At 56.5% G+C, this 25,750-nt stretch carries 22 protein-coding genes; 8 read left to right on the plus strand and 14 right to left on the minus strand.

Annotated elements, in window-relative coordinates; all coding sequences use genetic code 11:
- Positions 1-6: 6 nt before the first annotated feature.
- The 8 genes from rplB to rpsL all read right to left on the minus strand — a co-directional run bounded on the left by rplB (position 7) and on the right by rpsL (position 6,011).
- Entirely contained in the window at positions 7-834 is an 828-nt protein-coding gene (gene rplB, locus C5O24_RS00890) for a 50S ribosomal protein L2 (protein WP_107036221.1), read from the minus strand.
- 7 nt (positions 835-841) lie between these two features.
- On the minus strand, positions 842-1,132 hold the full coding sequence (gene rplW / locus C5O24_RS00895) for a 50S ribosomal protein L23 (protein WP_107036222.1): 291 nt from the start codon (positions 1,130-1,132) through the stop codon (positions 842-844).
- A gap of 17 nt (positions 1,133-1,149) precedes the next feature.
- Complete coding sequence (rplD, locus tag C5O24_RS00900; RefSeq protein WP_107036223.1) at positions 1,150-1,770, minus strand: 50S ribosomal protein L4; 621 nt, start codon at positions 1,768-1,770, stop codon at positions 1,150-1,152.
- Complete coding sequence (gene rplC / locus C5O24_RS00905) at positions 1,770-2,390, minus strand: 50S ribosomal protein L3 (RefSeq protein ID WP_107036224.1); 621 nt, start codon at positions 2,388-2,390, stop codon at positions 1,770-1,772. The genes rplD and rplC overlap by 1 nt, the downstream gene beginning before the upstream one ends.
- Before the next feature lie 58 nt (positions 2,391-2,448).
- Entirely contained in the window at positions 2,449-2,754 is a 306-nt protein-coding gene (gene rpsJ, locus C5O24_RS00910) for a 30S ribosomal protein S10 (RefSeq protein ID WP_016562588.1), read from the minus strand.
- Between the two features lie 24 nt (positions 2,755-2,778).
- Positions 2,779-4,905 (minus strand): elongation factor G, encoded by a 2,127-nt coding sequence (fusA, locus tag C5O24_RS00915; protein ID WP_107036225.1) that lies wholly within the window; start codon positions 4,903-4,905, stop codon positions 2,779-2,781.
- A gap of 55 nt (positions 4,906-4,960) precedes the next feature.
- Complete coding sequence (rpsG, locus tag C5O24_RS00920) at positions 4,961-5,437, minus strand: 30S ribosomal protein S7 (protein WP_107036226.1); 477 nt, start codon at positions 5,435-5,437, stop codon at positions 4,961-4,963.
- A 190-nt stretch (positions 5,438-5,627) separates the two neighbouring features.
- Positions 5,628-6,011 carry a 30S ribosomal protein S12 gene (gene rpsL, locus C5O24_RS00925; protein WP_107681340.1) on the minus strand — a complete coding sequence of 128 codons (384 nt, stop codon included), beginning with the start codon at positions 6,009-6,011 and terminating at the stop codon, positions 5,628-5,630.
- A 322-nt stretch (positions 6,012-6,333) separates the two neighbouring features.
- Between rpsL and C5O24_RS00930 the strand changes: the two genes are divergently transcribed.
- On the plus strand, positions 6,334-7,503 hold the full coding sequence (locus tag C5O24_RS00930) for a putative sugar nucleotidyl transferase (RefSeq protein WP_107036228.1): 1,170 nt from the start codon (positions 6,334-6,336) through the stop codon (positions 7,501-7,503).
- A gap of 17 nt (positions 7,504-7,520) precedes the next feature.
- Here the strand turns inward: C5O24_RS00930 and C5O24_RS00935 are convergent, their stop codons facing one another.
- The 6 genes from C5O24_RS00935 to galK form a co-directional block, all read right to left on the minus strand.
- Positions 7,521-9,710, minus strand: coding sequence for a cation:proton antiporter (locus C5O24_RS00935; RefSeq protein ID WP_107036229.1), 2,190 nt, complete (start codon positions 9,708-9,710; stop codon positions 7,521-7,523).
- Between the two features lie 8 nt (positions 9,711-9,718).
- Positions 9,719-10,738 (minus strand): aspartate-semialdehyde dehydrogenase, encoded by a 1,020-nt coding sequence (locus tag C5O24_RS00940; RefSeq protein ID WP_107036258.1) that lies wholly within the window; start codon positions 10,736-10,738, stop codon positions 9,719-9,721.
- 142 nt (positions 10,739-10,880) lie between these two features.
- A complete protein-coding gene (locus C5O24_RS00945) occupies positions 10,881-12,320 on the minus strand; it encodes an MFS transporter (protein ID WP_107036230.1) in 1,440 nt (479 codons plus the stop codon).
- Between the two features lie 132 nt (positions 12,321-12,452).
- Positions 12,453-12,857: an HIT family protein gene (locus C5O24_RS00950; RefSeq protein ID WP_107036231.1), complete on the minus strand. Its 405-nt coding sequence runs from the start codon at positions 12,855-12,857 to the stop codon at positions 12,453-12,455.
- 18 nt (positions 12,858-12,875) lie between these two features.
- Complete coding sequence (gene greA, locus C5O24_RS00955) at positions 12,876-13,346, minus strand: transcription elongation factor GreA (protein WP_107036232.1); 471 nt, start codon at positions 13,344-13,346, stop codon at positions 12,876-12,878.
- A 320-nt stretch (positions 13,347-13,666) separates the two neighbouring features.
- Positions 13,667-14,812, minus strand: a complete 1,146-nt coding sequence (gene galK / locus C5O24_RS00960) for a galactokinase (protein ID WP_107036233.1) — start codon at positions 14,810-14,812, stop codon at positions 13,667-13,669.
- A gap of 143 nt (positions 14,813-14,955) precedes the next feature.
- On the opposite strand from galK, the gene C5O24_RS00965 reads away from it, so the two are divergent.
- From C5O24_RS00965 to C5O24_RS00995, 7 genes are all read left to right on the plus strand, one after another.
- Complete coding sequence (locus C5O24_RS00965; RefSeq protein WP_107036234.1) at positions 14,956-16,842, plus strand: amidophosphoribosyltransferase; 1,887 nt, start codon at positions 14,956-14,958, stop codon at positions 16,840-16,842.
- Positions 16,839-17,957: a lysylphosphatidylglycerol synthase transmembrane domain-containing protein gene (locus C5O24_RS00970; protein WP_107036235.1), complete on the plus strand. Its 1,119-nt coding sequence runs from the start codon at positions 16,839-16,841 to the stop codon at positions 17,955-17,957. The genes C5O24_RS00965 and C5O24_RS00970 overlap by 4 nt, the downstream gene beginning before the upstream one ends.
- Positions 17,944-18,432: a hypothetical protein gene (locus C5O24_RS00975; protein ID WP_107681341.1), complete on the plus strand. Its 489-nt coding sequence runs from the start codon at positions 17,944-17,946 to the stop codon at positions 18,430-18,432. Before C5O24_RS00970 ends, C5O24_RS00975 begins: the two co-directional genes overlap by 14 nt.
- Before the next feature lie 369 nt (positions 18,433-18,801).
- The gene (locus C5O24_RS00980; RefSeq protein ID WP_107036237.1) at positions 18,802-21,843 is read left to right on the plus strand and encodes a SusC/RagA family TonB-linked outer membrane protein; all 3,042 of its coding nucleotides are present in this window, start codon (positions 18,802-18,804) and stop codon (positions 21,841-21,843) included.
- A 19-nt stretch (positions 21,844-21,862) separates the two neighbouring features.
- Positions 21,863-23,674 (plus strand): RagB/SusD family nutrient uptake outer membrane protein, encoded by a 1,812-nt coding sequence (locus C5O24_RS00985; protein ID WP_107036238.1) that lies wholly within the window; start codon positions 21,863-21,865, stop codon positions 23,672-23,674.
- A 244-nt stretch (positions 23,675-23,918) separates the two neighbouring features.
- Entirely contained in the window at positions 23,919-24,899 is a 981-nt protein-coding gene (gene pfkA / locus C5O24_RS00990) for a 6-phosphofructokinase (RefSeq protein WP_107036239.1), read from the plus strand.
- Positions 24,899-25,750: RsmB/NOP family class I SAM-dependent RNA methyltransferase (locus tag C5O24_RS00995; protein ID WP_133165420.1), on the plus strand; the 852-nt coding region annotated here is incomplete at its 3' end. The genes pfkA and C5O24_RS00995, both read left to right, overlap by 1 nt.

Genomic DNA, 25,750 nt, shown 5'->3' on the forward strand with positions numbered 1-25,750 from the left:
ATCAGATTACTTTTTCCTTCTTTCAATAATGTACTTCGAAGAGCTCTTCTTCGGCGCACGTGTCTTGAGACCCTTGCTGTAAAGACCCTTGCGCGAACGCGGATGTCCGCCCGAAGCGCGTCCCTCGCCGCCGCCCATCGGGTGGTCGACAGGATTCATCACTACGCCGCGGTTGCGCGGACGGCGGCCAAGCCAGCGGGAGCGTCCGGCCTTGCCGCTGCGCTCCAGCGAGTGCTCGCTGTTGCCCACGACACCTACCGTAGCCTTGCATGTGGCCAGGATCTTGCGGGTTTCGCCAGAAGGTAATTTGATTATAGCATAGTCGCCCTCGCGCGATACAAGCTGCGCGAATGTACCGGCCGAACGAGCCATGAAAGCGCCCTGTCCGGGACGCAGCTCGATGCAGTGGATGAGAGTACCGACGGGGATGTTCTTCAGAGGAAGCGAGTTGCCTACCTCGGGAGCTGCCTCAGCTCCGCTCATCACCTTAGTTCCTACTTCCAGGCCGTTGGGTGCAATGATATATGCCTTGGCACCGTCGACATAGTAGAGAAGCGCGATTCGCGCCGACCGGTTGGGGTCATACTCTATCGACTTTACCACGGCAGGCACACCGTCTTTGTTTCTCTTGAAGTCGATGATGCGGTATTTCCTCTTGTGACCCCCACCCAGGTAACGGTTGGTGAGGTGTCCCTCGGCGTTGCGGCCGCCCGAGGATTTCTTGCCGACTGTAAGAGATTTCTCTGGCGTAGTAGCAGTGATCGTACCTTTGAATACGCCAATAACCTTGTGTCTTTGCCCCGGTGTAGTGGGCTTGAATTTTCTTACTGCCATCTCTTATTTATATGTTGCTGTAAAAGTCTATCGTCTGGCCTTCGCCTACGGTGATGAAAGCCTTCTTGTAAGAGTTGCTCTTACCGCGAAGAAGACCGCTCTTGGTCCAGCGGCTCTTGTTCTTGCCGCGCACCACTGCCGTGTTGACGCTCACAACCTTGACGCCGTAAAGCTTCTCCACAAGGCTCTTGATCTCGGCCTTGTTGGCCTGGGGCGACACGCGGAACGTATAGCGGTTGAGCTTCTCCGTCAGCTTGGTCGCCTTTTCGGTGACTATGGGGGTTATTGTTATGTCCATTTCAAGTTGCTTTTTTGTCAGAGATTGTTGATGACCTCAAGGCCACCCTCCGTCAGGACGATGGCATTGCTCTTCATTATCGCATAAGTGTTGACGTCCGAAGCGCGCATGATGCAGGCACCCGGAACATTTCGAGCCGACAAATATACGTTTTTATTGTTGTCCGCTAAAATGACGAGCAGCTTTTTGCCCTCGGCTTCAAGATTTTTAGCAAAATTTATAAAATCTTTAGTCTTAGGAGCCTCGAAAGTGAAGTTTTCAACCACCTTCACCTGACCGTCCTGCACCTTGTAGGTCCAGGCGCTGCGACGGGCGAGCTGCTTCACCTTCTTGTTGAGCTTGAAGCGATAGTCGCGGGGACGAGGACCGAATACACGGCCGCCACCAACCAGAAGCGGAGAATTGATATCGCCGATACGGGCACCGCCGCCACCTTTCTGCTTGTGAAGCTTACGGGTCGAACCCGAAACCTCGCTGCGCTCCTTCGACTTGTGTGTGCCCTGACGCTGGTTGGCCAGATACTGCTTCACGTCGAGGTATACCGAATGCTCGTTGGCGTCGATAGCAAACACCGCGTCGTTGAGCTGAGCCTTGCGGCCGGTATCCTCACCTTTGATATTGTATATCGCGAGTTCCATTATTTCTCAATTTTTACGATTGAACCTTTACATCCGGGTATCGAACCCTTGATCAGAAGCAGATTGTGCTCCGGCATCACACGCAGCACCTGGAGGTTCTGCACAGTCACGCACTCGTTGCCCATCTGGCCGGCCATGCGCATACCCTTGAACACCTTCGCGGGATACGAGCAGGCACCTATCGAACCGGGAGCACGCAGACGGTTGTGCTGGCCGTGGGTGCTCTGGCCCACACCACCGAAACCGTGACGCTTCACTACGCCTTGATAGCCCTTACCCTTCGAAGTACCCTGAATGTCGACAAAGTCGCTTTCAGTGAAAAGGCTGTCGACGGTGATAGTGTCACCGGCCTTGTATTCGCCTTCAAAGCCCTTGAACTCGGCCAAGTGTCGCTGCGGGTTGACTCCTGCCTTCTTGAAGTGGCCGGCCTCGGGAGCATTGGTGTGCTTGTCTTTCTTCTCGACAAAACCAAGCTGCAGAGCGCTGTAGCCGTCAGTTTCGGCAGTCTTTACCTGAGTCACTACGCAAGGACCTACTTCGATAACAGTGCACGGCACGTTCTTGCCGTCGGCACTGAAAACGGATGTCATTCCGATTTTCTTTCCTAATAATCCTGGCATTTCTCTTTGTTTTTAATAGTTGCTTTTCGTTGAATGTTCTGAATCTTTCGCAAGGCTATCACACCTTGATCTCGACCTCTACACCGCTCGGAAGTTCAAGCTTCATCAGCGCATCGACAGTCTTGGCAGTCGAATTGTAGATGTCGATGAGGCGCTTGAACGAAGAGAGCTGGAACTGCTCGCGGCTCTTCTTGTTGACAAAAGTCGAGCGGTTGACAGTGAAGATCCGCTTGTGGGTAGGCAGGGGTATCGGACCGCTGATCACAGCGCCGGTAGCCTTTACGGTCTTCACAATCTTCTCAGCCGACTTGTCGACCAGATTGTGATCGTAAGATTTCAGTTTGATTCTGATTTTCTGGCTCATATTGTTGTTTGGAATGAATGATTTTTATTTGAGCAAATCCACACGGCCCTGGCACTCGGTCAGCACATTCTTGGCGATCGAGCTGCTTACCTCGCTGTAGTGGGAGAACGACATGGTCGATGTTGCACGGCCGGATGTGATCGTACGCAGAGCGGTCACATAGCCGAACATCTCGGCAAGAGGAGCCTTGGCCTTCACGACACGGGCGCCGCTGCGGCTGGTTTCCATACCCTCTACCTGACCGCGACGCTTGTTAAGGTCGGAGATCACGTCACCCATGTTCTCCTCCGGAGTCACGACCTCGATCTTCATGATCGGCTCAAGCAGAACCGGACCGGCCTTCTCCGAAGCCTTCTTGAAGGCCTGGATGGCGCAAAGCTCAAACGAGAGCTGGTCGGAGTCTACGGGGTGGAACGATCCGTCGATCACAGTCACTTTCAGATATTCCACGGGATAACCGGCGAGAACGCCATTCTTCATCGCTGCAGCAAAGCCCTTCTGAATGCTCGGGATGAACTCCTTGGGAATGTTACCGCCCTTCACCTCGTCGACAAACTGGAGGTTGCCCTCGAAGCCCTCGTCGACAGGCTCCACGCGAACAATGATGTCGGCAAACTTACCACGGCCACCTGTCTGCTTCTTGAACACCTCGCGAAGCTCAACAGGCTTGGTGATAGCCTCCTTGTAGGTAACCTGCGGGCGACCCTGGTTGCACTCAACCTTGAACTCGCGGCGCAGACGGTCGATGATGATGTCGAGGTGAAGCTCACCCATACCGCTGATCACGGTCTGACCGGTCTCCTCGTTGGTCTGTACACGGAAGGTCGGATCCTCCTCAGCAAGCTTCTGCAGACCCACGCCCAGCTTGTCGAGGTCCTTCTGAGTCTTCGGCTCCACAGCGATACCGATCACGGGATCGGGGAAGTCCATAGCCTCGAGGACAATCGGATGGTTCTCATCGCAGAGAGTGTCGCCGGTGCGGATATCCTTGAAGCCCACACCTGCGCCTATGTCGCCGCAGCCAATCATCTCCTTAGCGTTCTGCTTGTTGGAGTGCATCTGGAACAGACGGCTCACGCGCTCTTTCTTACCCGAACGGGCGTTGAGCACGTAGCTTCCGGCAACAACGTCGCCGCTGTACACGCGGAAGAATGTCAGACGACCCACATACGGGTCGGTCGCGATCTTGAACGCAAGAGCACACATCGGAGCTTCGCTCGACGGCTCACGGGTCTCAACCTCATCGGGGCTCGAGGGATTGTGACCCTCTACAGCACCGGCGTCGAGAGGCGAAGGCAGGTATGCGCACACACAGTCGAGCAGAGGCTGAACACCCTTGTTCTTGAACGACGATCCGCAGATCATCGGCACGATCTCCATCGAGAGAGTACCCTTGCGGAGAGCGCGACGGATCTCATCCTCGCCGATAGTCGAGGGATCGTCGAAATATTTCTCCATCAGAGCGTCGTCAAACTCGGCGATCTTCTCAAGCATCTTGTCGCGATACTCCTGAGCCTCGTCCATCAGATTGGCAGGGATATCCTCCACAGAATACTCGGCACCCATGGTCTCGTCGTGCCAGAAGATAGCCTTCATGCGGATCAGATCCACAACGCCCTTGAATGTCTCCTCGGCGCCGATAGGTATCTGGATCGGGCAGGGATTGGCTCCGAGCACCTCCTTGAGCTGGCGGCACACTTCGAAGAAGTTTGCGCCCGAACGGTCCATCTTGTTAACATAGCCGATACGGGGAACATTATACTTGTCAGCCTGGCGCCATACGGTTTCCGACTGAGGCTCTACACCGCCCACAGCACAGAATGTGGCCACAGCTCCGTCGAGCACACGCAGCGAACGCTCCACCTCCACAGTGAAGTCAACGTGTCCCGGAGTGTCGATAAGATTGATCTTGTACTTTTCGTCGGCATACTTCCAGAATGCTGTGGTTGCAGCCGATGTGATGGTGATGCCACGCTCCTGCTCCTGCTCCATCCAGTCCATGGTGGCGCCGCCGTCGTGCACCTCACCTATTTTGTGAGTCAGACCCGTATAGAAAAGTATGCGCTCGGACGTCGTCGTCTTGCCGGCGTCGATATGAGCCATAATGCCGATATTACGGGTGTACTTCAGTTGTTCGTCAGATTTTCCCATTGATTATTTGGTGTTGTGTCGTTTCAGTTGTAGTATTGGTCACGCACGCATCATATCAGAAGCGGAAGTGAGCGAAAGCACGGTTGGCCTCGGCCATCTTGTGCATATCCTCCTTGCGCTTGAATGCGCCACCCTGCTCATTGTAGGCGTCGACGATCTCGGCGGCCAGCTTGTCGGCCATCGTCTTGCCGCCGCGCTTGCGGGCGTATAAGATAAGGTTCTTCATGGAAATCGACTCCTTGCGATCGGGACGGATCTCGGTGGGCACCTGGAATGTGGCGCCACCCACGCGGCGGCTCTTCACCTCCACCTGAGGAGTGATATTCTCCAGAGCTTTCTTCCAGATTTCGAGAGCGGTCTTCTCCTCGTTGGGGAGCTTGGTCTTCACAGTCTCGAGAGCGCTGTAGAATATAGTGTAAGCGGTGTTCTTCTTGCCGTCATACATCAGATGATTCACAAATTTCGACACGCGAACGTCGTTAAACACCGGATCGGGCAATACAATCCGCTTCTTTGGCTTTGCTTTTCTCATTTTTTGTTTAAGTGATGTTTTTGTTTGCTTGGTTGCTGCATCTTTCTTCTTCAACCGACAGCGCCCTCCGGCGCCCGTTTACTCAACCTTGAATTAGCCTTCCAGTAAATCAAAAACGAAGTTAAAAACTTTGTTTTCATTCCCCGCACGCCGGGGAATTCTGTAAGAAACAGGCTTCTTCCTGCGCAATTTATTTCTTCGCGGCCTTCGGACGCTTTGCGCCGTATTTGCTGCGACGCTGAGTGCGATCCTTCACACCGCTTGTATCGAGCGTACCGCGGACGATATGGTAGCGCACACCGGGAAGATCCTTCACACGGCCGCCGCGAACCAGCACGATCGAGTGCTCCTGCAGGTTGTGTCCTTCGCCGGGAATGTAGCTGTTCACCTCCTTGCCGTTGGTCAGTCTCACACGGGCCACCTTACGCATGGCCGAGTTAGGCTTTTTGGGGGTTGTGGTATAAACGCGCACGCAGACACCGCGACGCTGCGGACAGGAGTCCAGGGCCGGAGATTTGCTCTTGTCCTGGAGGGCTACACGCCCTTTTCTTACTAATTGCTGAATAGTAGGCATCTTAGTCTTTTACTTTTTAACTTTTCGTTTATTACTGTTTTCTATCTTTTTGCTTTGCGAAATACGCATCAAACACACTCCGCGCAACCGACCACGACACACTGCATAACAAGCAGTTACAGCCGAAATCGCACACTTCGTCCATTTAAGCGATGCAAAATTACTTACTAATTTTCTAATACGCAAACAATTCGCACATTTTCTGACGATTTATTATCCGGAATGCCACTTTTTCGATTTAAGTTTATTTCACAACCGCTGACCCACGGGATTTTTTTCGTAACTTCGCAGACATATCGAACCACTTACAACAATCGATCTCATGCTCAACATCATACTCCGCGACGTGCCCGAAGTGCGCGACAATCTTCTACCGCTGACATTCACCCGCTCCGTGGCCGACCTCAGGCTCGGCATACTCACGCTGCGGCAGAAATGGGAGCTGAGCCTTCCGGCCGTCTACTCCTACATGACAGCCGACTATCTGTCGGTCAAGTATCCATCCATATCATCGCCCGACGACGACAGCTTCATCGTCTCAGCCCATTTCTTCCCCACGCCCGGAGTGGTCAAAGGGGTCGAACACCTCCGCAAAGGACAGGCGCTGATGTTCCATGACGAAGAAATAGCACGGCGATGCCCACTCGATCAGCAACCGTACGAACTGATACAGCTCGATGAGATACCGCTGCGACTCACACGCTCCTACGACATTTTTCAGCTCAACGCCGCAGCGCTCGAATACGACTTCACACTCCTTACGGCCGGACGTGAATCCGTCGCGCCATCACCATCCAACACCATCATAGGCGATCCGTCACGGCTCTTCATCGAACCGGGAGCCACCATGGAGGGAGCTATCGTAAATCTCAACCACGGCCCCGTATATCTTGCGGCCGGATCGGAAGTGATGGAAGGCACCTGCATACGCGGAGGTCTTGCCCTTTGCGAAGGAGCACAGATAAAAATGGGCTCACGCATCTACGGAGCCACCACGATCGGACCGCACTCCAAAGTAGGAGGCGAGGTGGCCAACATAGTGATAATCGGCTACTCCAACAAAGCCCACGATGGCTTCCTCGGCAATGCCGTAATAGGCGAATGGTGCAACATCGCAGCCGGATGCGTAGCATCGAATCTCAAAAACGACTATACGGAAATCAAACTCTGGAATTACCCCACGCGCCGCTTCCAGCGCACGGGCCTCCAGTTCTGCGGCCTCATAATGGGCGACCACTCCAAGACCGGAGCCAACACAATGATCAACACCGCCACAGTGTTCGGGGTCGGGGTCAACTTCCACGGATCAGGATATCCGCGCAACTTCGTCCCGTCATTTACAGAAGGATCCACCGCCGCGATGACCGAAGTGCCGTTCGACAAATTCATCGACACCGCGCGCCGCGTCATGGCGCGCCGCGATGTCAGCCTCACTCAGGTCGACGCCGACATCTACCGCCATCTTTACGATCTCACCGACACATATCGCTGACGCGCACTGCCGTCACCTCAGAGATCTATCTTCGGACGACGACCGCGCTGGGTCACCCTTTTCTTTAGCTTCACAAGCCTGCTATACGCCGAATTGACACGGAGCCACAACGGAGAGCTGACTGTAGCTATGTCAGTGGTAAGCGTATCGGTCATCGTCATCTCATCCATCCGCTCGCCGAACTGTTCGGGATAGATCACGATCATATTGTTGCTTGCAAAATATTTCTGCAGGAATTCAGGAAGCGAATCGAGATACCCGGCATGCGACACCGATGCCCGGCGGGCATTCACCACCACGAACAGATCATCGTCAAGCACCTTGTTCGACAACATCAGGAAATCATCCCAGTCCTCCACCCTGCGGTATTCCGAACGCAGCTCATACTGCCCGCGCTTTATCACCGCCTCGATGAAACGCCGCGTCGCGTCGCTGCAGCAGAATATCAGCCGGCATCCGAGCTGCGAAGCCAGATTGCACAGCGATGTCACCCATGCCTGAAACCCGGTCTCATACTGGGCATTGGCAGGCACAGCCACAACTATCCTCGCGATAGTGTTGACAGGTATGAAGCAACGCGATATGACGAGCATCTTGTTGGTTGCCCTCAACAGATTTGGAAGTTTGTCGCCGAAAAAAGAGTCAATAATCGTATTGCGCCGGTGCAGCCCGATTATCACCCTGTCTATATCGCGCTCCTCTATGGTGTTGACCACTCCCGTCACAAAATTCATGTCATACCGGTCAATAGCCTCCACCGAGGTGTCCACACTCGCCGCAGCCTTTTCGGCCGTATCGAGCGACACCCTCCCGAGCGACCGCGACGCAGCCGAATTGTCATTGCGCACGTGCAAGGCATACACCCTGCCGTTCGAACGCGCCTTGTCACGCATAAGCAGCGCCAGATCCACAAGCTCGCGCGCCGTAGCAGGATTGGCCACCGGTATCAGCACATTCTCGCGGTGACGGCTCTGCTCGGCGACACCATCGCCGGCACCCTCTTCCTCGAGAGCCATCACCTTCAGACGGCTTGCCGCCCTCGAAGTGCCTATCGACGACACCGTACAGGTCACAAGGATCATTATCACCGTGCCATTGAGTATCACCTCGTCAAACAGCCTCATACCGTAGCCTATCATCACCACCGCGAGCGCCACGGCCGTATGCGCGTTGCTGAGCTGATACATCGTCGACCGTTCCACACTGTTCATGCCGAACGTTCGCTGCGTGACGAACGCCGCAAGCCACTTGGTACACATAGCCACACCCGACATCACACCCGCCGCGTACAGCGTCGACCAGCCGCGCGTCACCACCCCGACATTGATCAGCATACCCACCCCGATCAGGAAGTACGGGATGAATATCGCGTTGCCGACAAACTCAATCCGCGACATAAGCGGAGAACGGGCGGGAATATAACGGTTCAGCACCAGACCTGCGAAAAATGCGCCGAACACCCCCTCGATACCTGCCCAGATGGCAAGCTGCGCGGCCGTGAACATCATCGCCAGCACATAGACATACTGCAGGATGCTGTCGTTCCAATGCTTGAAAAACCACCGCGTAATCCGCGGATAGGCATACACCAGCACCAGACAGTAGCCCGCCAGCAGGCCGAGAAGCTTCAGAGTGCCCCCGACGCGAAACTCGCCGTCATGGAACGTGCCGACCACACCGGCAAGCACAATCAGCGAGCCAAGCACCGTAAATATTGTGCCGGCTATCGCTATGACCACAGGCGCAGAGCGGGTCAGCCCCAGGCGCGAGACTATCGGATAGGCTATCAGCGTATGCGCCGAAAACATCGAGGCCATAAGCACCGCAGTCAGAGCGTCAAGCCCGAGCAGCAGACCGGCCGCCACAGCACCTAAAGCAAGGGGTATTATAAAAGTGTACAACCCGAAGACCAACCCCTTCCGGAGGTTCTTCTTCAGGTGGTACATATCTATTTCTATGCCGGCCAGAAACATCAGGTAGAACAACCCCACCTGACCGAACACTTCGAAACTCATGTCGCGGGCCAGCAGGTTGAACCCGTAAGGCCCGACAGTGACGCCCGCCACGATCAGACCAATCACCTGCGGAATCCGCAGCTTGTTGAGCACAATCGGAGTGACAAGAATTATAAGCAGCACCGCCAGAAATATAGGCACCGGCGATGTCAGCAAAGGAGTCGAGGAATGTATGGCCGGAACGAGCGCCATAACTCCGTTCAGGCTCCGAATTTCTTGCCGTGAGCCAGCAGATACTGGGCTATCTGAACGGCGTTGAGAGCAGCGCCCTTCTTTATCTGGTCGCCCACGATCCAGAACGAAAGACCACGCTCATTGGCGATATCCTCACGGATACGGCCCACATACACCGGATCGCATCCGGCGACGTCGAGCGGCATCGGATACTTCTTGTTGGCCGGATCATCCACTACCACCACACCCTCGGCTGCGGCAAACGCCTCGCGGGCCTCGTCGACGCTGATACTGCGCTCGGTTTCGACCCATACGGCCTCAGAATGAGCACGCATCACCGGCACACGCACACACATAGCGCTCACCGACAGCGCCGGCTCGTGCATGATCTTGCGGGTTTCGTTGAACATCTTCATCTCCTCCTTGGTGTAGCCGTTGTCGGTAAACACGTCGATATGAGGTATCACATTGTAGGCAAGCTGATAGGCAAACTTGTTCACCTCCGGAGCCTCGCCGCGCGATAGCCGCGCATACTGATCCACAAGCTCGTCCATGGCCGCAGCCCCGGCGCCGCTCGCCGCCTGATAGGTAGCCACATGCACCCGGGTGATCTTCGACAGATCGTTGATAGGCTTCAGCGCCACCACCATCTGTATCGTAGTGCAGTTGGGGTTGGCGATTATGCCGCGCGGAGTGTCGAACGCATCCTGACCGTTGACCTCCGGCACCACCAGGGGCACATCGTCGTCCATACGGAAGGCGCTTGAGTTGTCTATCATCAGAGCACCATGCTTGGTGATCGTTTCGGCAAACTCCTTTGAAGTTCCGGCACCGGCCGAAGTGAAAGCGATGTCGACCCCCTTGAAGTCGTCGTTATGACACAACTCTTTCACTTTCACTTCCTTGCCACGGAAGATATATGTCCGGCCTGCGCTGCGGCTCGAACCGAACAGCAGCAGCTCGTCGATAGGAAAATTCTGCTCCTCGAGCACACGGAGAAACTCTTGTCCGACGGCGCCCGAAGCGCCCACGATTGCGACTCTCATATAATTGTATGATTTCTGTTGATACTTCTGGTTTTGTCCGCCCTTTGAACGGCTCTGCAAAGTTACGAAATATTGCATAACCAACTCGCAAAAAACAGCTGCAAGTGACATTTGAAAGTCACCGGTAATCCCAAGCCTGCGATCATGGCAGATCGGCGAAGTCCTCCATATTGTCCTTGCGGGGACCGTCGGCCGGAGCCATCCTGAGCGCCTTAAGCTCCGACATGATATGCTCCATGCGGGCACTCGTCAGCGGATAACGCCAAAGCAACACAAAAGCCACACAGGCCAGACCCGCAGGGATAAAGCTCATCATGGCCATGATGCCGTCAAGAGCCAGCTGAGGCTGCACCGCACCCGGAGCCGTGTCATATCCGAAACCGCTGAGAAGCCACATAACGGCCGCGCCGCCGAAAGCACTGCCGAACTTCTGAGCCATCGAGGCCGAAGAGAATATCAGACCCGTAGAGGCTGAACCGTTGACAAGCTCCGAATAGTTGGCCACGTCGGCATACATGCTCCATACCAGCGGCGACACGACGCCGAGAGCCACCGCAAACGCCACCTGAAGCCCGACCATAGCCCATATACCGCCCGTAGTGGCCGGACAGAACCAGAACGCCACACTCGTGACTATGATCACAAGCAGCGCCGACATGAATGTCGACTTCTTTCCCCACTTCATCGACAGAGGCACAGCCAGAGGCACACTGACCATATTCACCAGCTCGCCGATGCAGAGAAACACACCAGCAGTCAGAGCGAATGTCAGTATCTTAACATCGTGCGACCCACCGATGATATTGGCAAACAGATAGGCCACAGCCGAGCCGCGTATGATGTTGTAGAAATTATTGAAGATCGCCACACCGTTCATGATCCACCACGGACGGTTGGTCATCAGAGTGCGGAAATCCTTGCCCACCGACGCCTTCGACCGCGAATCGACAACCTCGCGCGTCATGGCGAAACAGAGCAGAAACAACAGGCAGCATGCCCCTCCGATCACCGTCATGGCCAGAGTCCAGGCCCTGGGACTGCACGACTCGAGAGGCGTGCCGGCACCGGTGCCGTTGAAAAGCCCGCAGAGCGGCTCCCACGCCAGAAGGGCCATAAAACTGCCGGCATAGGAGAAAAACATGCGATATGAGGAAAATACGGTCTTCTCCTGCGAGCTTGTCGTCACCACATCGAGCATCGCGCCGTAGGGCACGTTGATGGCCGTATAGCAGGTCATCATCAGTATATAAGTGAAATATGCCCAGAAGAGCTTGAAACCATAGCCGGTGTCGGGAGTCATGAACAGCATCACGCCACACAGCGCGAACGGCAGCGCGACCCAGAGAAGATACGGACGGTATTTGCCCCAGCGGGTGTGCGTGCGGTCGCATATCACACCCATCATCGGATCGCTTACGGCGTCCCACACACGGGTGACAAGCATCAGCATGCCCGCGTCGATCAGACTCAGGCCGAATATGTTGCTGTAGAAGAAAGGAAGGAAGAAACTGAATATCTTCCAGAACATCGACGATGCCATATCGCCGAAACCATAACCGATTTTTTCAGAAAGTCGTGCCATGATAATGATTCAAGATAGCGTGATAATGATATTAGCATTGTTTTCAGGCGGCCGATCTACACGACGCGCCTTAATCGGAGGCGATAACAGCGGCGGACAATCCGCACAAGGTGATCGTCCGCCGCAAGTAATTCAGTCCAGTTCCTTGGCCACAGCCTCTCTGATACGGGCGCATATCGACTCCATTTCCTCGCCGGGAAGCTGGCTCTTGTGATGGAAATCCATGTCGGCCTCGGTAGTGATGGGCAACAGATGGATATGGGCATGAGGCACCTCCAGACCGATGACCGTCACACCGATACGCTTGCACGGCATGGCCTCGCGGAGACCCTTGGCCACCTTCTTCGCAAAAAGCTCCAGCGCCACATACTCATCGTCGCTGAGGTCAAACAGATAGCTGACCTCATGCTTGGGCACCACCAGCGTATGGCCGGGAGTCACCGGATTGATGTCAAGAAAAGCTATATGCCGGTCATCCTCGGCCACCTTGTAGCAAGGAATCTCGCCGTTGACTATTTTTGTGAATATCGTTGCCATATCGTGTCGTATGATTGGTCAGAAACTTATTTCTACAATCTCAAACTTCATCAGACCGGCGGGCACCTTGATCTCCACCTGCTCTCCGAGCTTGTGGCCGAGCAGCCCCTGGGCTATCGGTGTCGAAGAGCCTATTTTCTTTTCCTTTACATTGGCCTCGCTGTCGGCCACGATGGTGTATTCCATCACCATCCCGTTGGCCACATTCTTGATCTTCACACGATTGAGTATCTGCACCTCCTCGTTATTGAGTGAGCTTTCGTCGATTATACGTGCGTTTGCCACCAGATCCTTCAGCTGCGCTATCTTCATTTCGAGCAAACCCTGAGCCTCCTTGGCGGCGTCATATTCAGAATTTTCCGAAAGGTCACCCTTGTCGCGGGCCTCCGCGATAGCATGTGAGATGCGCGGACGCTCCACCGATTCAAGATGGGCTATCTCCTCCATCTTCTTCTTGTAACCTTCCTTGGTCATGTAAGTTATTGCCATAATTTCTTGATTTTTTTCGTGGTTTGTTTATAAGGGGGAAACATTCAGACGACAGAAAAAGAAAAGAATCCCGGCCTGCTTGTCATGCAGGCGAGACCCATACTCGCTGTCTTGAATTTCAATACTCCGCAAAGTTACGAATTATTTTCCCAACCGCCAAATTCGCCGATTCGCCATCGTGCCCGTCGATTCACCGTCACTCATGGCCGCCGCCTATACTTCCACCGCACTCATATCATCATATCGCAGATAAACACAGCGCCGCGTCAAAAGCTGACCTTCTGACACGGCACTGCAGTCTGTTTCCGTCTATGGCTTGCTCAACCCTCGCAGCTGCAGCAACGGCGGGCGCCGTCGCTCACTATCACGGGATAGATCTGAGGCTCGTGGCCATACTTCTCATTGAAACGGGCCTTTACAGTGGCTATGAAGTTGTCGTAAAGATCGTCCTTCACCAGATTGACCGTACAGCCGCCGAAGCCGCCGCCCATGATGCGCGAACCGGTCACGCCGCATTCGCGGGCCACATCGTTGAGGAAGTCGAGCTCCTCGCAGCTCACCTCATAGTCCTTCGACAGACCGTCGTGAGTGGCATACATGCAGCGGCCCACTGTGTCGTAATCGCCTTTGAGCAGAGCGTCGCACACGTCGAGCACACGCTGCTTCTCCTCGATCACATATTTGGCGCGCATGTAGTCCTCGTGCGAAAGCTCACCCTTGACAGCCTCAAGCATCGCCATATCGGCGTCGCGGAGGGTTTCCACGCCCAGATGACGAGCCACACGCTCGCAGCTCTCGCGACGCTTGTTGTAGGGAGAGTCGACGAGCTCATGCTTCACCCGCGAGTCGACAAGCACAAGCTTGTAGCCGTCGAGCTTGAAGGGGAAATACTCGAACTCACCAGAGCGGCAGTCGAGGCGCATCAGATTGTCCTTCTTGCCGTGGCAGCTTGCGAACTGGTCCATGATGCCGCAGTTCACGCCGCAATAGTTGTGCTCCGTGCTCTGACCGATACGGGCCAGCTCCATGCGGTCGAACTTATTGTCGTTGAACAGATCGTTGAGCGCAAATGCAAAGCAGCTCTCCAGAGCAGCCGACGACGACAGGCCGGCACCCAGAGGCACATTGCCGGAGAACACGGCGTCGAAGCCCTCCACCTTGCCGCCGCGCTTGATGATCTCGCGGCACACGCCGAACACGTAGCGCGCCCACTGCTCCTTGGGAGCGTCCTCCTCGTTCAGACCGAATTCAGCCGACGCGTCAAGGTCGATCGAATACAACTTCACGCGGTCTGTGCCGTTGGGGCGTATCTCGGCCATGATAGCCTTGTCAATGGCGCCCGGGAATACGAATCCACCGTTGTAATCGGTGTGCTCGCCGATGAGATTGAAACGTCCCGGAGCCACAAAGAGAGTGCCCTCTCCGCCGAAATGCTCCACAAAAGCCTTATTGATCTTTGATTTCATGATGATTGATTTGTGTATGGTAAGATTATTATGGTTGCAAATGTATGCAATTTTATCCGATGGATGAAATTTTTTTGTCGCTCCGAATCAATTTTAGGCCGTTTCTCACTAATTTTGCGCCTTAATCAGACCATACGACATAGATGGAACCGCTGAAACACGAATGCGGAGTGGCGATGATTCGTCTGCTCAAACCGCTTGAATACTACCGGCAGCGCTACGGCACCTACTGCTATGCGCTCTCGAAGCTCTATCTGATGATGGAGAAACAACACAACCGCGGACAGGAGGGAGCCGGAATAGGGGTGGTAAAGCTCCACGCCGAGCCGGGTCACGAATATGTGTTCCGCGAACGTGCGCTCGGATCCGGAGCCATACAGCAGATATTCGACACCATACGCCCGGCTCTCGACGCATCGGGAGTCGAAAGTCTGCCTCCGCAGCAGGTGGAGCGCGAAGTTCCGTTCGTCGGAGAGATCTACATGGGCCACCTGCGCTACTCCACCACCGGCAAAAGCGGAATATCATACGTCCATCCATTCCTGAGACGCAACAACTGGCGCTCACGCAACCTGCTGCTGTGCGGCAACTTCAACATGACCAACGTCGACCGCATATTCTCCGACGTAGTGTCGACCGGACAGCATCCGCGCATATATTCCGACACCATCGTGCTGCTCGAACAGCTCGGCCACGCGCTCGACCATGCCAACCACGAAGTCTACCGCGCAGCACGCCAGCGGCTGCAGGGCATCGAGCTGACACACCACATAGAGGACAACATCGACATACCCGAAGTGCTCCGGGCAGCATCCCCCACATGGGACGGCGGATTTGTCATCTGCGGCGCCACCGGGTCGGGCGACATGTTCGCCATGCGCGACGCGGCCGGAATACGCCCGGCATTCTACTACGCCGACGACGAGATTGTGGTCGTGGCCTCCGAACGCCCCGTCATACAGACGGTGATGAACGTGCGCCGCGCCGATGTCAGAGAGCTTGAGCCGGGACAGTCGCTGATTGTCACCAAATCCGGACGTCTGACACTCCACCGCATACTCCCGCAGGCACCCAACGCCCGCTGCTCGTTCGAACGCATCTACTTCTCACGCGGATCCGATGCCGACATCTATCAGGAGCGCAAAGCGCTCGGACGCAACCTCGTCGACCGCATACTCGACGCCGTCGGCCACGACATCGACCACACGGTTTTCTCCTTCATACCCAACACCGCAGAAGTGGCGTTCTACGGCATGATGGAGGGGCTAAACGCTCATCTCGACTGTCTGAAATCGCAGTCCATACTCGAAGCGCAGCGTCAGGGCACACTGACATCCGAAACCATCGGCCGCATCATGAGCCGCAAGGTGAGGATCGAGAAAATAGCCATCAAGGATATAAAACTGCGCACGTTCATAGCCGAAGGAGCAGCCCGCGACGAACTCGCGGCCCACGTCTACGACGTCACCTACGGATGCGTCACCGATGGAATCGACTCGCTCGTAGTGATCGACGACTCCATTGTGCGCGGCACCACCCTGCGGCAGAGCATCCTCCGAATACTCGACCGCCTGCGCCCCCGCAAGATCGTTGTCGTCAGCTCGTCGCCACAGGTAAGATACCCCGACTGCTACGGCATCGACATGTCGCGCATGGCCGAATTCTGTGCATTCCGCGCCGCGGTGGAGCTGATACGTCAGCGCGGAATGGACTCGCTACTCGACGACACCTACCGCCGGTGCATCGAGATGGAGAGCCACCCCGACGCCGAGCAGGCCAACTGCGTGAAGGCCATCTACGCGCCATTCACCGACCGGGAGATAGCTGCTAAAATCGCAGAGATGCTCACCCCCGCCGATGTCGACGCTGAGGTAGAGATCATCTATCAGGACATCGAAGGTCTGCACAAAGCCATCCCCGACCATCCCGGCGACTGGTATTTCAGCGGCGACTACCCCACCCCCGGAGGTTTCCGCGCCGTCAATCGCGCATACATCAATTTCTACGAAGGCAACACCGACCGCCGATGAAACACACCGCCGACAGCAACGCACCATCCATGCGGCCACGACGCTCCGCCACAATCTGGAGCCGGCTTCTGCGCTACGGCGTGCCGCCGGTGATCACCATCGGTCTCTGCTACCTGCTGTTCACCGGCGTGGATATGCACGAAATGGCTCGGATCATCCGCACCGAATGTCGCTTCGGCTACATAGCCCTTGCCCTCGTCATCAGCATCTTCTCCCACGTGTTCAGAGCCATGCGCTGGCGCATTCAGCTCAACGCCCTCGGCATACGCACACCGCTCGGCATCATCATCCTGTCGATTTTCGGCACCTACGCGGTCAATCTTGTGCTCCCTCGCCTCGGCGAACTATGGCGCACAGGCTACATAGCCTCCCGACAGCGCGCGCCGTTCTCCACCGTATTCGGATCGATGATCTGCGACCGCCTGAGCGACACGATAACCGTGTTTCTGCTCACGCTGCTCGCTTTCGTCGTGGCCCAGCCACAGATTGTCAGCTACCTCCAGCAGAATCCCGACACCTACACTCGGCTCATGGCCGTCATAGCCTCGCCCGCGCTTTGGATCACCGTCACAGCCGTCGCACTGCTGTGCATAGCGCTCTGGCGCCGCTTCCCCCACAGCCGCATAGTCACCGCCCTGCGCAGCCTGCTGTCGGGCATCTGGCAAGGATTCGCGGTAGTGGGCCGCATGGAAGGCAAAGTCCTGTGGCTTCTCTACACCGCTCTTATATGGGGCTGCTACTTCACACAACTCTACGTCTGCTTCTACGCATTCCCGCTGACGGCAGATGTGGCCGGCGAGTTCGGTCCTACAGCCGTGCTCGTATGCTTCGTGCTCTCAAGCCTCTCCATGGCCGTCCCATCCAACGGAGGCATCGGCCCCTACCAGTGGGCACTGATGTTCGGCCTGAGCATGTATGCCTCCGGAGTGCCCGGACTGACCCGCGAATACGCCCTGTCGTTCGGCAACACCGTCATGGGATGCCAGACACTGCTGCTGATACTGCTCGGCATCCTCACATTCGTGCTGATATCCATCGACCGGCATCATAACAAACCGACCGGGGACGACCAATGCCACGTGCCCGCCAAATCCACCGACAATGTATCCGACTGAAACTGACCGACCCGACGACCTCTTCGACGACGAAGAGCCGACTGCCGACCCGACGACCTCCGATACTATCGATTTCCGGACCGGCGACACTGCCACACCACTCTCTCCCGACCGACGGCATCATAGAAAACACCGCACACGCTGCGTCATAACATGGATCGCACTGATCGCCGGAGTGGCGCTCGGCATGACCGTATATCTCCGCTACTGCAGTCCCTACGCAGTCGAGGCGCAGATCACCGGCCGGATAACATCGCTCGAAAAGCGCGGACTTATATTCAAGACCTATGAAGGCTCGATACGTCAGGCCGACACCGACTCCGTCATGACATTTTCCGTCGAGTCCGAAGCTCTGGCCCGCGTCATCGCCGATGCAGAGGCCGACGGCCGACCCGTCACACTCATCTACGAGAAATACTACGGCACCCTGCCCTGGCGCGGCGAATCGCTCCGCGTGGCCACCGCCACCCGCTGACCCGCACCCTTCTCCGGTCACGTAATATATATTTTTCTACCCATTCGGTTGTTTGGCCGGTTTTCGTTCGGTTGTTTGGCCGATTTTCATTCGGTTGTTTGGCCGAATGCTGTTATCCATGTAGCCACACCGCCGGCATCGGCAGCAGTGTGCAGTCCGGACAAGGCTATATGACAGCCGACTATGCACACGACTAAATTTTCTGAATGATTTTCCGAATGATTTTTTCTACTATGTTGGTATTATTTCACATTTATTATATATCTTTGCCTTAACAAATGTACAGGGCAACCATGATTGACACAATCGGGATCCTGAAAAATTGTAATATCTCAAAAACCAATCATTAACAAAAAAACCGCTTTTTCCATGAAAAAAAGGTTCTTTCCGGCCTTAATGGCCACAGCATTCCTTGCTTCGGCAGGCATCCCTTCGGCGCAAGCCACTGAGGGGGGGGGCAGTTATGCACCTGTAGCCGCCCAGCAGCAGACCGCGGCCTGCGAAGGCACTGTAACAGACGACACCGGCGAACCGCTCGTCGGCGCCACCGTCAAAGTGGTCGGCGACGCCACAAAAGCCGCCTCCACCGACATCGACGGCAAGTTCAGCCTCAAGGGCGTAAAGGCCGGCTCATCAATCATCGTAAGCTACATCGGCTATAACGACAAGACCGTCGTATGGAACGGTCAGCACCTTGACATCAAACTGTCGGAAGCGGCCAACACACTCGACGAAGTAGTGGTGCTCGGCTACACCGTGCAGACCAAAGAGAGCCTCACAGGCGCCCTCACAAGCATCAAGGACACAAAACTCAAGGACGTGACCACCCCCAACCTCGCCAACATGCTCAACGGCAAGGTTTCGGGCGTATATGTAGCCCCCGGTAGCGGACAGCCCGGCGCCGGAGCAGCTGTAGTGATCCGCGGACAGGCCTCGCTGAGCGGCGCCACCGCCCCGATATGGGTAGTGGACGGAGTGATCGTCGGCACAGGTGCCGGCGACCTCAATCCCGACGACGTGGAGAGCATGACCATCCTCAAGGACGCCGCCTCGACCGCTATCTACGGATCTGACGGAGCCAACGGCGTAGTGGTCGTGACCACCAAGAAGGGTAAGTCGGGCGAAATGAAAGCCAGCGCTTCGGTGAAGCTCGGCATCGCCAACCTCAACAACGGCCGGTTTGAAGTAATGGACGGAGCCGGGCTCTACGACTACTTCGCATCGTTCCAGAACGCAGACGCAATCAAGTTCACACGCTGGACACCCGAGCTGCGCAACGACAACTTCAGCTGGTGGGATCTCGCCACACACACCGGATTCTCGCAGGACTACCACGTGAGCATATCCGGCGGCAACGATAAACTCAACTCCTACTTCTCGCTCGGCTACTACGACGAGGACGGAGCAGTGAAAGGATACAAGTTCCAGAAATACTCCTTCCGCGCCACCACCGAGTACAAGCCCTACAAGTTCCTCACAATCCGGCCCACTCTCTACGGATCGCGCCGCGACATCGAGGACCGTCAGTATTCGGTAAGCGCCATGTACTCGATGCTCCCCTGGGACTCCCCCTACGACGAAGAGGGCAACCTCGTGCCCAACCGCTACAGCGGATGGGTCAACTCCCAGCAGAACAACTACCTCAACGACCTTGAGGCAGGCAATAAGGGCACATCGGTCAACTATGAGTTCAACGGCAACTTCGACTTCGACGTGCAGTTCACCCCCTGGCTCAAATGGCAGAGCGTCAACTCCTACCGCTTCAACCAGTACAAGACTCACAGCTACACCGACCCGCGTTCGGTGGGCGGCGAAGGCGTCGACGGACGCATCTACGAGTGGAGCTCCGACGTAGTCCGCAAATCGACCACACAGAAGCTTCTCTTCAACAAGATGTTCGGCACCAAGCACCGCCTCGACGGCCTGCTCGCCTACGAGTATAAGGACTACAAATACACCTACATGAGCGCCACCGGCGTCGGCTTCGTGCCCGGCATAGAAGTGCTCGACGTCACCGCCAAGCCCGAAGCCGTGGGCGGCGGTGTCACTGAATACGCAGTGCAGTCCTACTTCACAAAGTGGAACTACATGTACGACAACCGCTACCTCCTCGAGGCAGGCTTCCGTCGCGACGGCGCCTCCAACCTCGGACAGCGCTGGGGCAACCTCTACAGCGTCAGCGGCGGATGGATCATCAACCGCGAGAGCTGGTTCAACGCTCCCTGGGTAAGTTTCCTGAAGCTGCGCGCATCCTACGGCAGCGTCGGCAACCGTCCCTCGTCGCTCTATCCGCAGTATGACCTCTACTCCGTTGGCGTCAACTACAACGGCGTCCCCGGAGCACTCATCTCGCAGATCGGCAACAAGGATCTCACATGGGAACGCACCTTCACCGGCGGAGTCGGCCTCGACGCCAACTTCTTCAACGACCGTCTGCGCGTCAACTTCGACTGGTACAACAAGAACACCGACAACGTTATCTACGCAGTGCCCGTCACCGGCCTCGTGGGCGTCACATCGATCTACCGCAACATCGGCAAGATGCGCAACCGAGGCATCGAGCTGACTATCGGCGGAGAGATCATCGCCACACGCGACTGGACATGGAGCCTCGAGGCCAATCTCACCACCAACAAAAACGAGCTCCGCGACCTCTACAAGCAGAAAGAAGCCGACGGCACAATGGTGGTCAAGCCCGTGATCATCGGTGACGGATCAGGCATAGCCGGATCGGCCAACCGTCTGCTTGAGGTCGGCGAACCTGTCGACACATACTGGCTCAAGGAATGGGCCGGCGTCAACCCCGACAACGGAGCACCCCAGTGGTATATGGACGACGAGGACGGCAACAAGGTCATCACAGACAACTATGCCAAGGCCGACTACTACAAGGTAGGAAGCGTGTCGCCCGACTTCTACGGCGGATTCTCCACAAGCCTCCGCTGGAAAGACCTCGACCTCAACGCCAACTTCGGCTACAGCGTCGGCGGCAAGATCTTCAACTACTCGCGTATTGAATACGACTCCGACGGTGCCTACGTCGACCGCAACCAGATGAAGCTTCAGAGCGGATGGAGCCGCTGGGAAAAACCCGGCGACATCGCCACACACCCCGTAGCGAAATACAACAACACCGACAAAGGCAACCTCGCATCGTCGCGATTCCTTGAGGACAGCGACTTCCTCAAGCTCCGCTCGCTCACCGTCGGCTACAACTTCAACCAGCTCCGCCGCTATGGCATCTCCAACCTGCGCGTCTCGCTCAGCGGCGAAAACCTCTTCACCGTCACCAAGTACTCGGGTGTCGACCCCGAACTCCCCGCATCGGACGGAGTAGTGATGGGAACCACCGGCGCATCGGTATATCCGTCGGTCCGCCGCTTCTCGCTCGGAATCAACATCACCCTTTAACCTCTAAGCAATTACAGAAATGAAAAAGATATTGACCGCTGCCGTAGCGGCAGCCGCGATGATCACGGCATCATGCGATGTGGAGCGTCTTCCAAACGGCTCCATGTCGGCAGAGCAGGTGACCGGCAATCCGGAAGCATCGCTCGACGCACTCATGAACGGCGTCTATGCCCAGCTCAAGACATGGTCCGACCCCATGCACCGCTGCGGCGAATATGCCGGCGACAACATGATGATCCGAGGCAACTCCACCGACGCCTTCTTCGAGTTCATCTCCTTCGCCCGCACCCCCAACAACTACCGCCTGCAGAACTTCTGGGACTACGGCTACAAGGGCATAGCACAGGCTTCCAACATCATCAACATGTTTGAGGAAGGAAAATCCGCCGAGGTCGACAACGCCCTCGGAGAGTGCTACTACGTGCGCGGAATGCTCTACTTCTATTTCGTGCGCGCCTACGGCCGTCCCTACTATCAGGCTCCCGAGAAAAACCTCGGTGTGCCCATCGTCAACGGCACCCCGGAGGACGTGATCGGCGACCTGCATCTCGACGACCGCGCCACCGTAGCACAGACCTACGAGCAGGTGATCTCCGACCTCAGAAAGGCCGAGGAACTGATTACCGTCGACAAGGGTCCGGCCTACGCCTCGAAAGGCGCCGCACAGGCCATGCTTTCGCGTGTGTATCTCTACATGAGCGGAACCTACGAAAACCCCAACAACGAGTATGCACGCCTCGCAGTAGAGTATGCCGACAAGGTGATCAACTCCGGCGACTACTCGCTCGTCAGCCGCGACGATCTGATGAAATATCCCACCATCGTGCCTGAAAACAACCCTGAGGCTATATTCGTGGTAAAGCGCGTAGAAACCGAATTCTCCGGATTTGACCACTACTACGGCATCGGCGGCATGTATGCCAACATCGGCGGCATGGGCTGGGGCGAAATGTATGCATCGGCCAAGTACATCGATCTGCTCAACGAAACGGGCCGCAACGACTGGCGCGAGGAATCCTACTATCTCAGCGACGCACGCGCGGCCTACATCGAACCTACTTACGAGACCACTCTGGCCAAAGATCCGGTGACAGGTGAGCAAAACGTGCCCTACGAGGTGATCCGCTTCATCGTGTGGACCACACCCGACGTTCAGGACTACGTGCAGCTCCGCATACACCGCGACGCCAACGGAGTGCCTGTCGATGCCTACGACACCAAGACCGACGACAACGGCAACACGGTGATCGACAACACCTATCCGCTCACAGCAGTCGATGCCGCACAGGACATCTACTCGATCACCTACACTACCGAGAAGGGCGGCAAACAGACTGTCGACGGATTCATCGACTACTACATCTCGCTCAACCGCGTGTATCCGCAGTTCTACATCACCAAGTGCTCACGCGAAGGCGAGGAATCACACCTCCATTCGCCCGTCATCAGCCGTCTGAGCGAAATCTACCTCAACCGCGCTGAAGCCAATGCAAAACTCGGACAATACGGCCAGGCTCTCCAGGACCTCAATCTCGTCCGCGGCCGCGCCATCATCGGCGGCGAGTATCCGACGCTTGACGCCACCAACGCTGCCGAACTCATCGACAAGGAGCGCACACTCGAGCTTGCATATCAGGCCGAGAGGAGCTACGACGTGTTCCGCAACGGAGGCACACTCACCCGCCACTATCCCGGCGCGCACACACAGTCGCAGGAGATACCGGCCACTGAGTACCGCGTAGTCTACTACATCCCCCAGAATGCGATCAACGCATATCCCGGCACACTCACTCAGAACCCCACTGACAACGCCGGAGTGATCCTCAACTGACCCGGACACCTCCCTGCGAGGTGACCCAACAGATACCGGACTCCCCGGAGCAGCCTCGCAGGCTGCTCCGGGGAGTCTCTTTTTCATCACCCATGCTCCAACCATCAGATCTTTTCCCATTGTGAACATGCAAGCTGACGCGGCTGCCGGCTCCGTTAGCATTTATTTAGTCTATTTTTAAGATTTGTAAGACGGATTTTACGTATATTTGCGGCTTAATCAAAACCAAAAAACCACATAGATTATGTCAGAAATCAAATGCGTAGGCATCCTCACTTCGGGAGGCGACGCTCCCGGAATGAACGCAGCCATCCGCGCCGTCACACGCGCGGCCATCTTCGCCGGATTTAAGGTAAAGGGCATCTATCGCGGCTACAAGGGTCTGATCTCCGACGAGATACAGGATTTCAAGACCCAGAACGTCAGCAACATCATACAGCTCGGCGGCACAATCCTCAAGACAGCACGCTGCCCGGAATTCACCACACCCGAAGGCCGTCAGCTGGCCTATGACAATATCAAACGCCACGGCATCGACGCCCTGGTGGTGATCGGAGGCGACGGATCGCTCACCGGAGCACGCATTTTTGCCAACGAGTTCAATCTGCCCTGCATAGGCCTGCCCGGCACCATCGACAACGACCTCTACGGCACCGACACGACCATCGGATATGACACCGCGCTCAACACCATCATGGAGTGCGTCGACAAGATCCGCGACACTGCCACCTCCCACGAGCGACTTTTCTTCATCGAGGTCATGGGCCGCGACGCCGGATTTCTGGCTCTCAACGGAGCCATCGCATCGGGAGCGGAAGCGGCCATCATACCGGAGATCTCCACCGAGGTCGACCAGCTGGCCGAACTGATACAGAACGGATTCCGCAAATCGAAAAACTCCTCGATCGTGCTCGTGGCCGAAAGCCCCGTCACCGGAGGCGCCATGGGCATGGCCGAACGCGTCAAGAACGAATATCCGGGCTACGACGTGCGTGTGTCCATACTCGGCCACCTGCAGCGCGGCGGATCGCCCACAGCCCACGACCGCATACTGGCTTCGCGCATGGGAGCGGCTGCCATCGACGCACTGCTTGAGGATCAGCGCAACGTCATGATAGGCATCTCGAACGACAACATCTGCTACGTGCCGTTCACCAAGGCCATCAAGAACGACAAGCCCATCAACCGGGCGCTCCTCGACACCCTGCGCCGCCTGTCGATCTGATGGACCGCCAAGGTTTCCCCGAAATTCCCTCCGGATTCGTCCGGGAGATAGAGTCATACGGCTCACCGCTGACGCAAGGCCTCGCGGCCGCGCTCGACGGTGAGCCGTCGGTGGCTGTACGCGTCAATCCGGCCAAAGGTGTTCCCGACGGAAAATGGGACGCCACACGGCCGGTGCCCTGGTGCGCCGAAGGCTTCTACCTTCCGGAGCGCCCGCTTTTCACTGCCGATCCGCATCTCCATCAGGGACGCTACTACGTGCAGGACGCATCCTCGATGATCATAGCCCGCGTTGTAGCAGGTCTGGCCGACGGACGCCCCGTCAGCTATCTCGACGCCTGCGCGGCTCCCGGCGGCAAGACCACCGCCGCCCTGTCGGCTCTGCCACCCGGATCGGTGGCCGTCGCCAACGAATTTGACCGCAAACGCCACGTAATCCTCTGCGAGAACCTCGCCAAATGGGGCGTTCCGGCCACAGTCACACAAGGCTCCGTCGGACAGTTCGGAAGCTATCCGGCCTCATTCGACATCGTGGCCGCCGACGTTCCCTGCTCCGGCGAGGGAATGATGCGCAAGGACGCCGAAGCGCGCCGCCAGTGGACTCTGGCCCTGACCGCGCAGTGCGCCTCGCTCCAGAGAGAGATCATAGCCGATCTGTGGCCCGCCATCCGACCCGGAGGCTATCTGATCTACAGCACCTGCACCTTCAACCGCCATGAAAACGAGGAAAACGTGGAGTGGATCATCAACACCCTCGGCGGAGAGACCGTCATGCCACAGCCAATCGACCCTTCATGGGGTATCGCGCCCGGTATCGGCACCGATGCATGGTGCATGCGTTTCATGCCCCAT

Origin of the sequence: Paramuribaculum intestinale (assembly GCF_003024925.1) — a bacterium.
GTDB classification, from domain to species: domain Bacteria; phylum Bacteroidota; class Bacteroidia; order Bacteroidales; family Muribaculaceae; genus Paramuribaculum; species Paramuribaculum intestinale.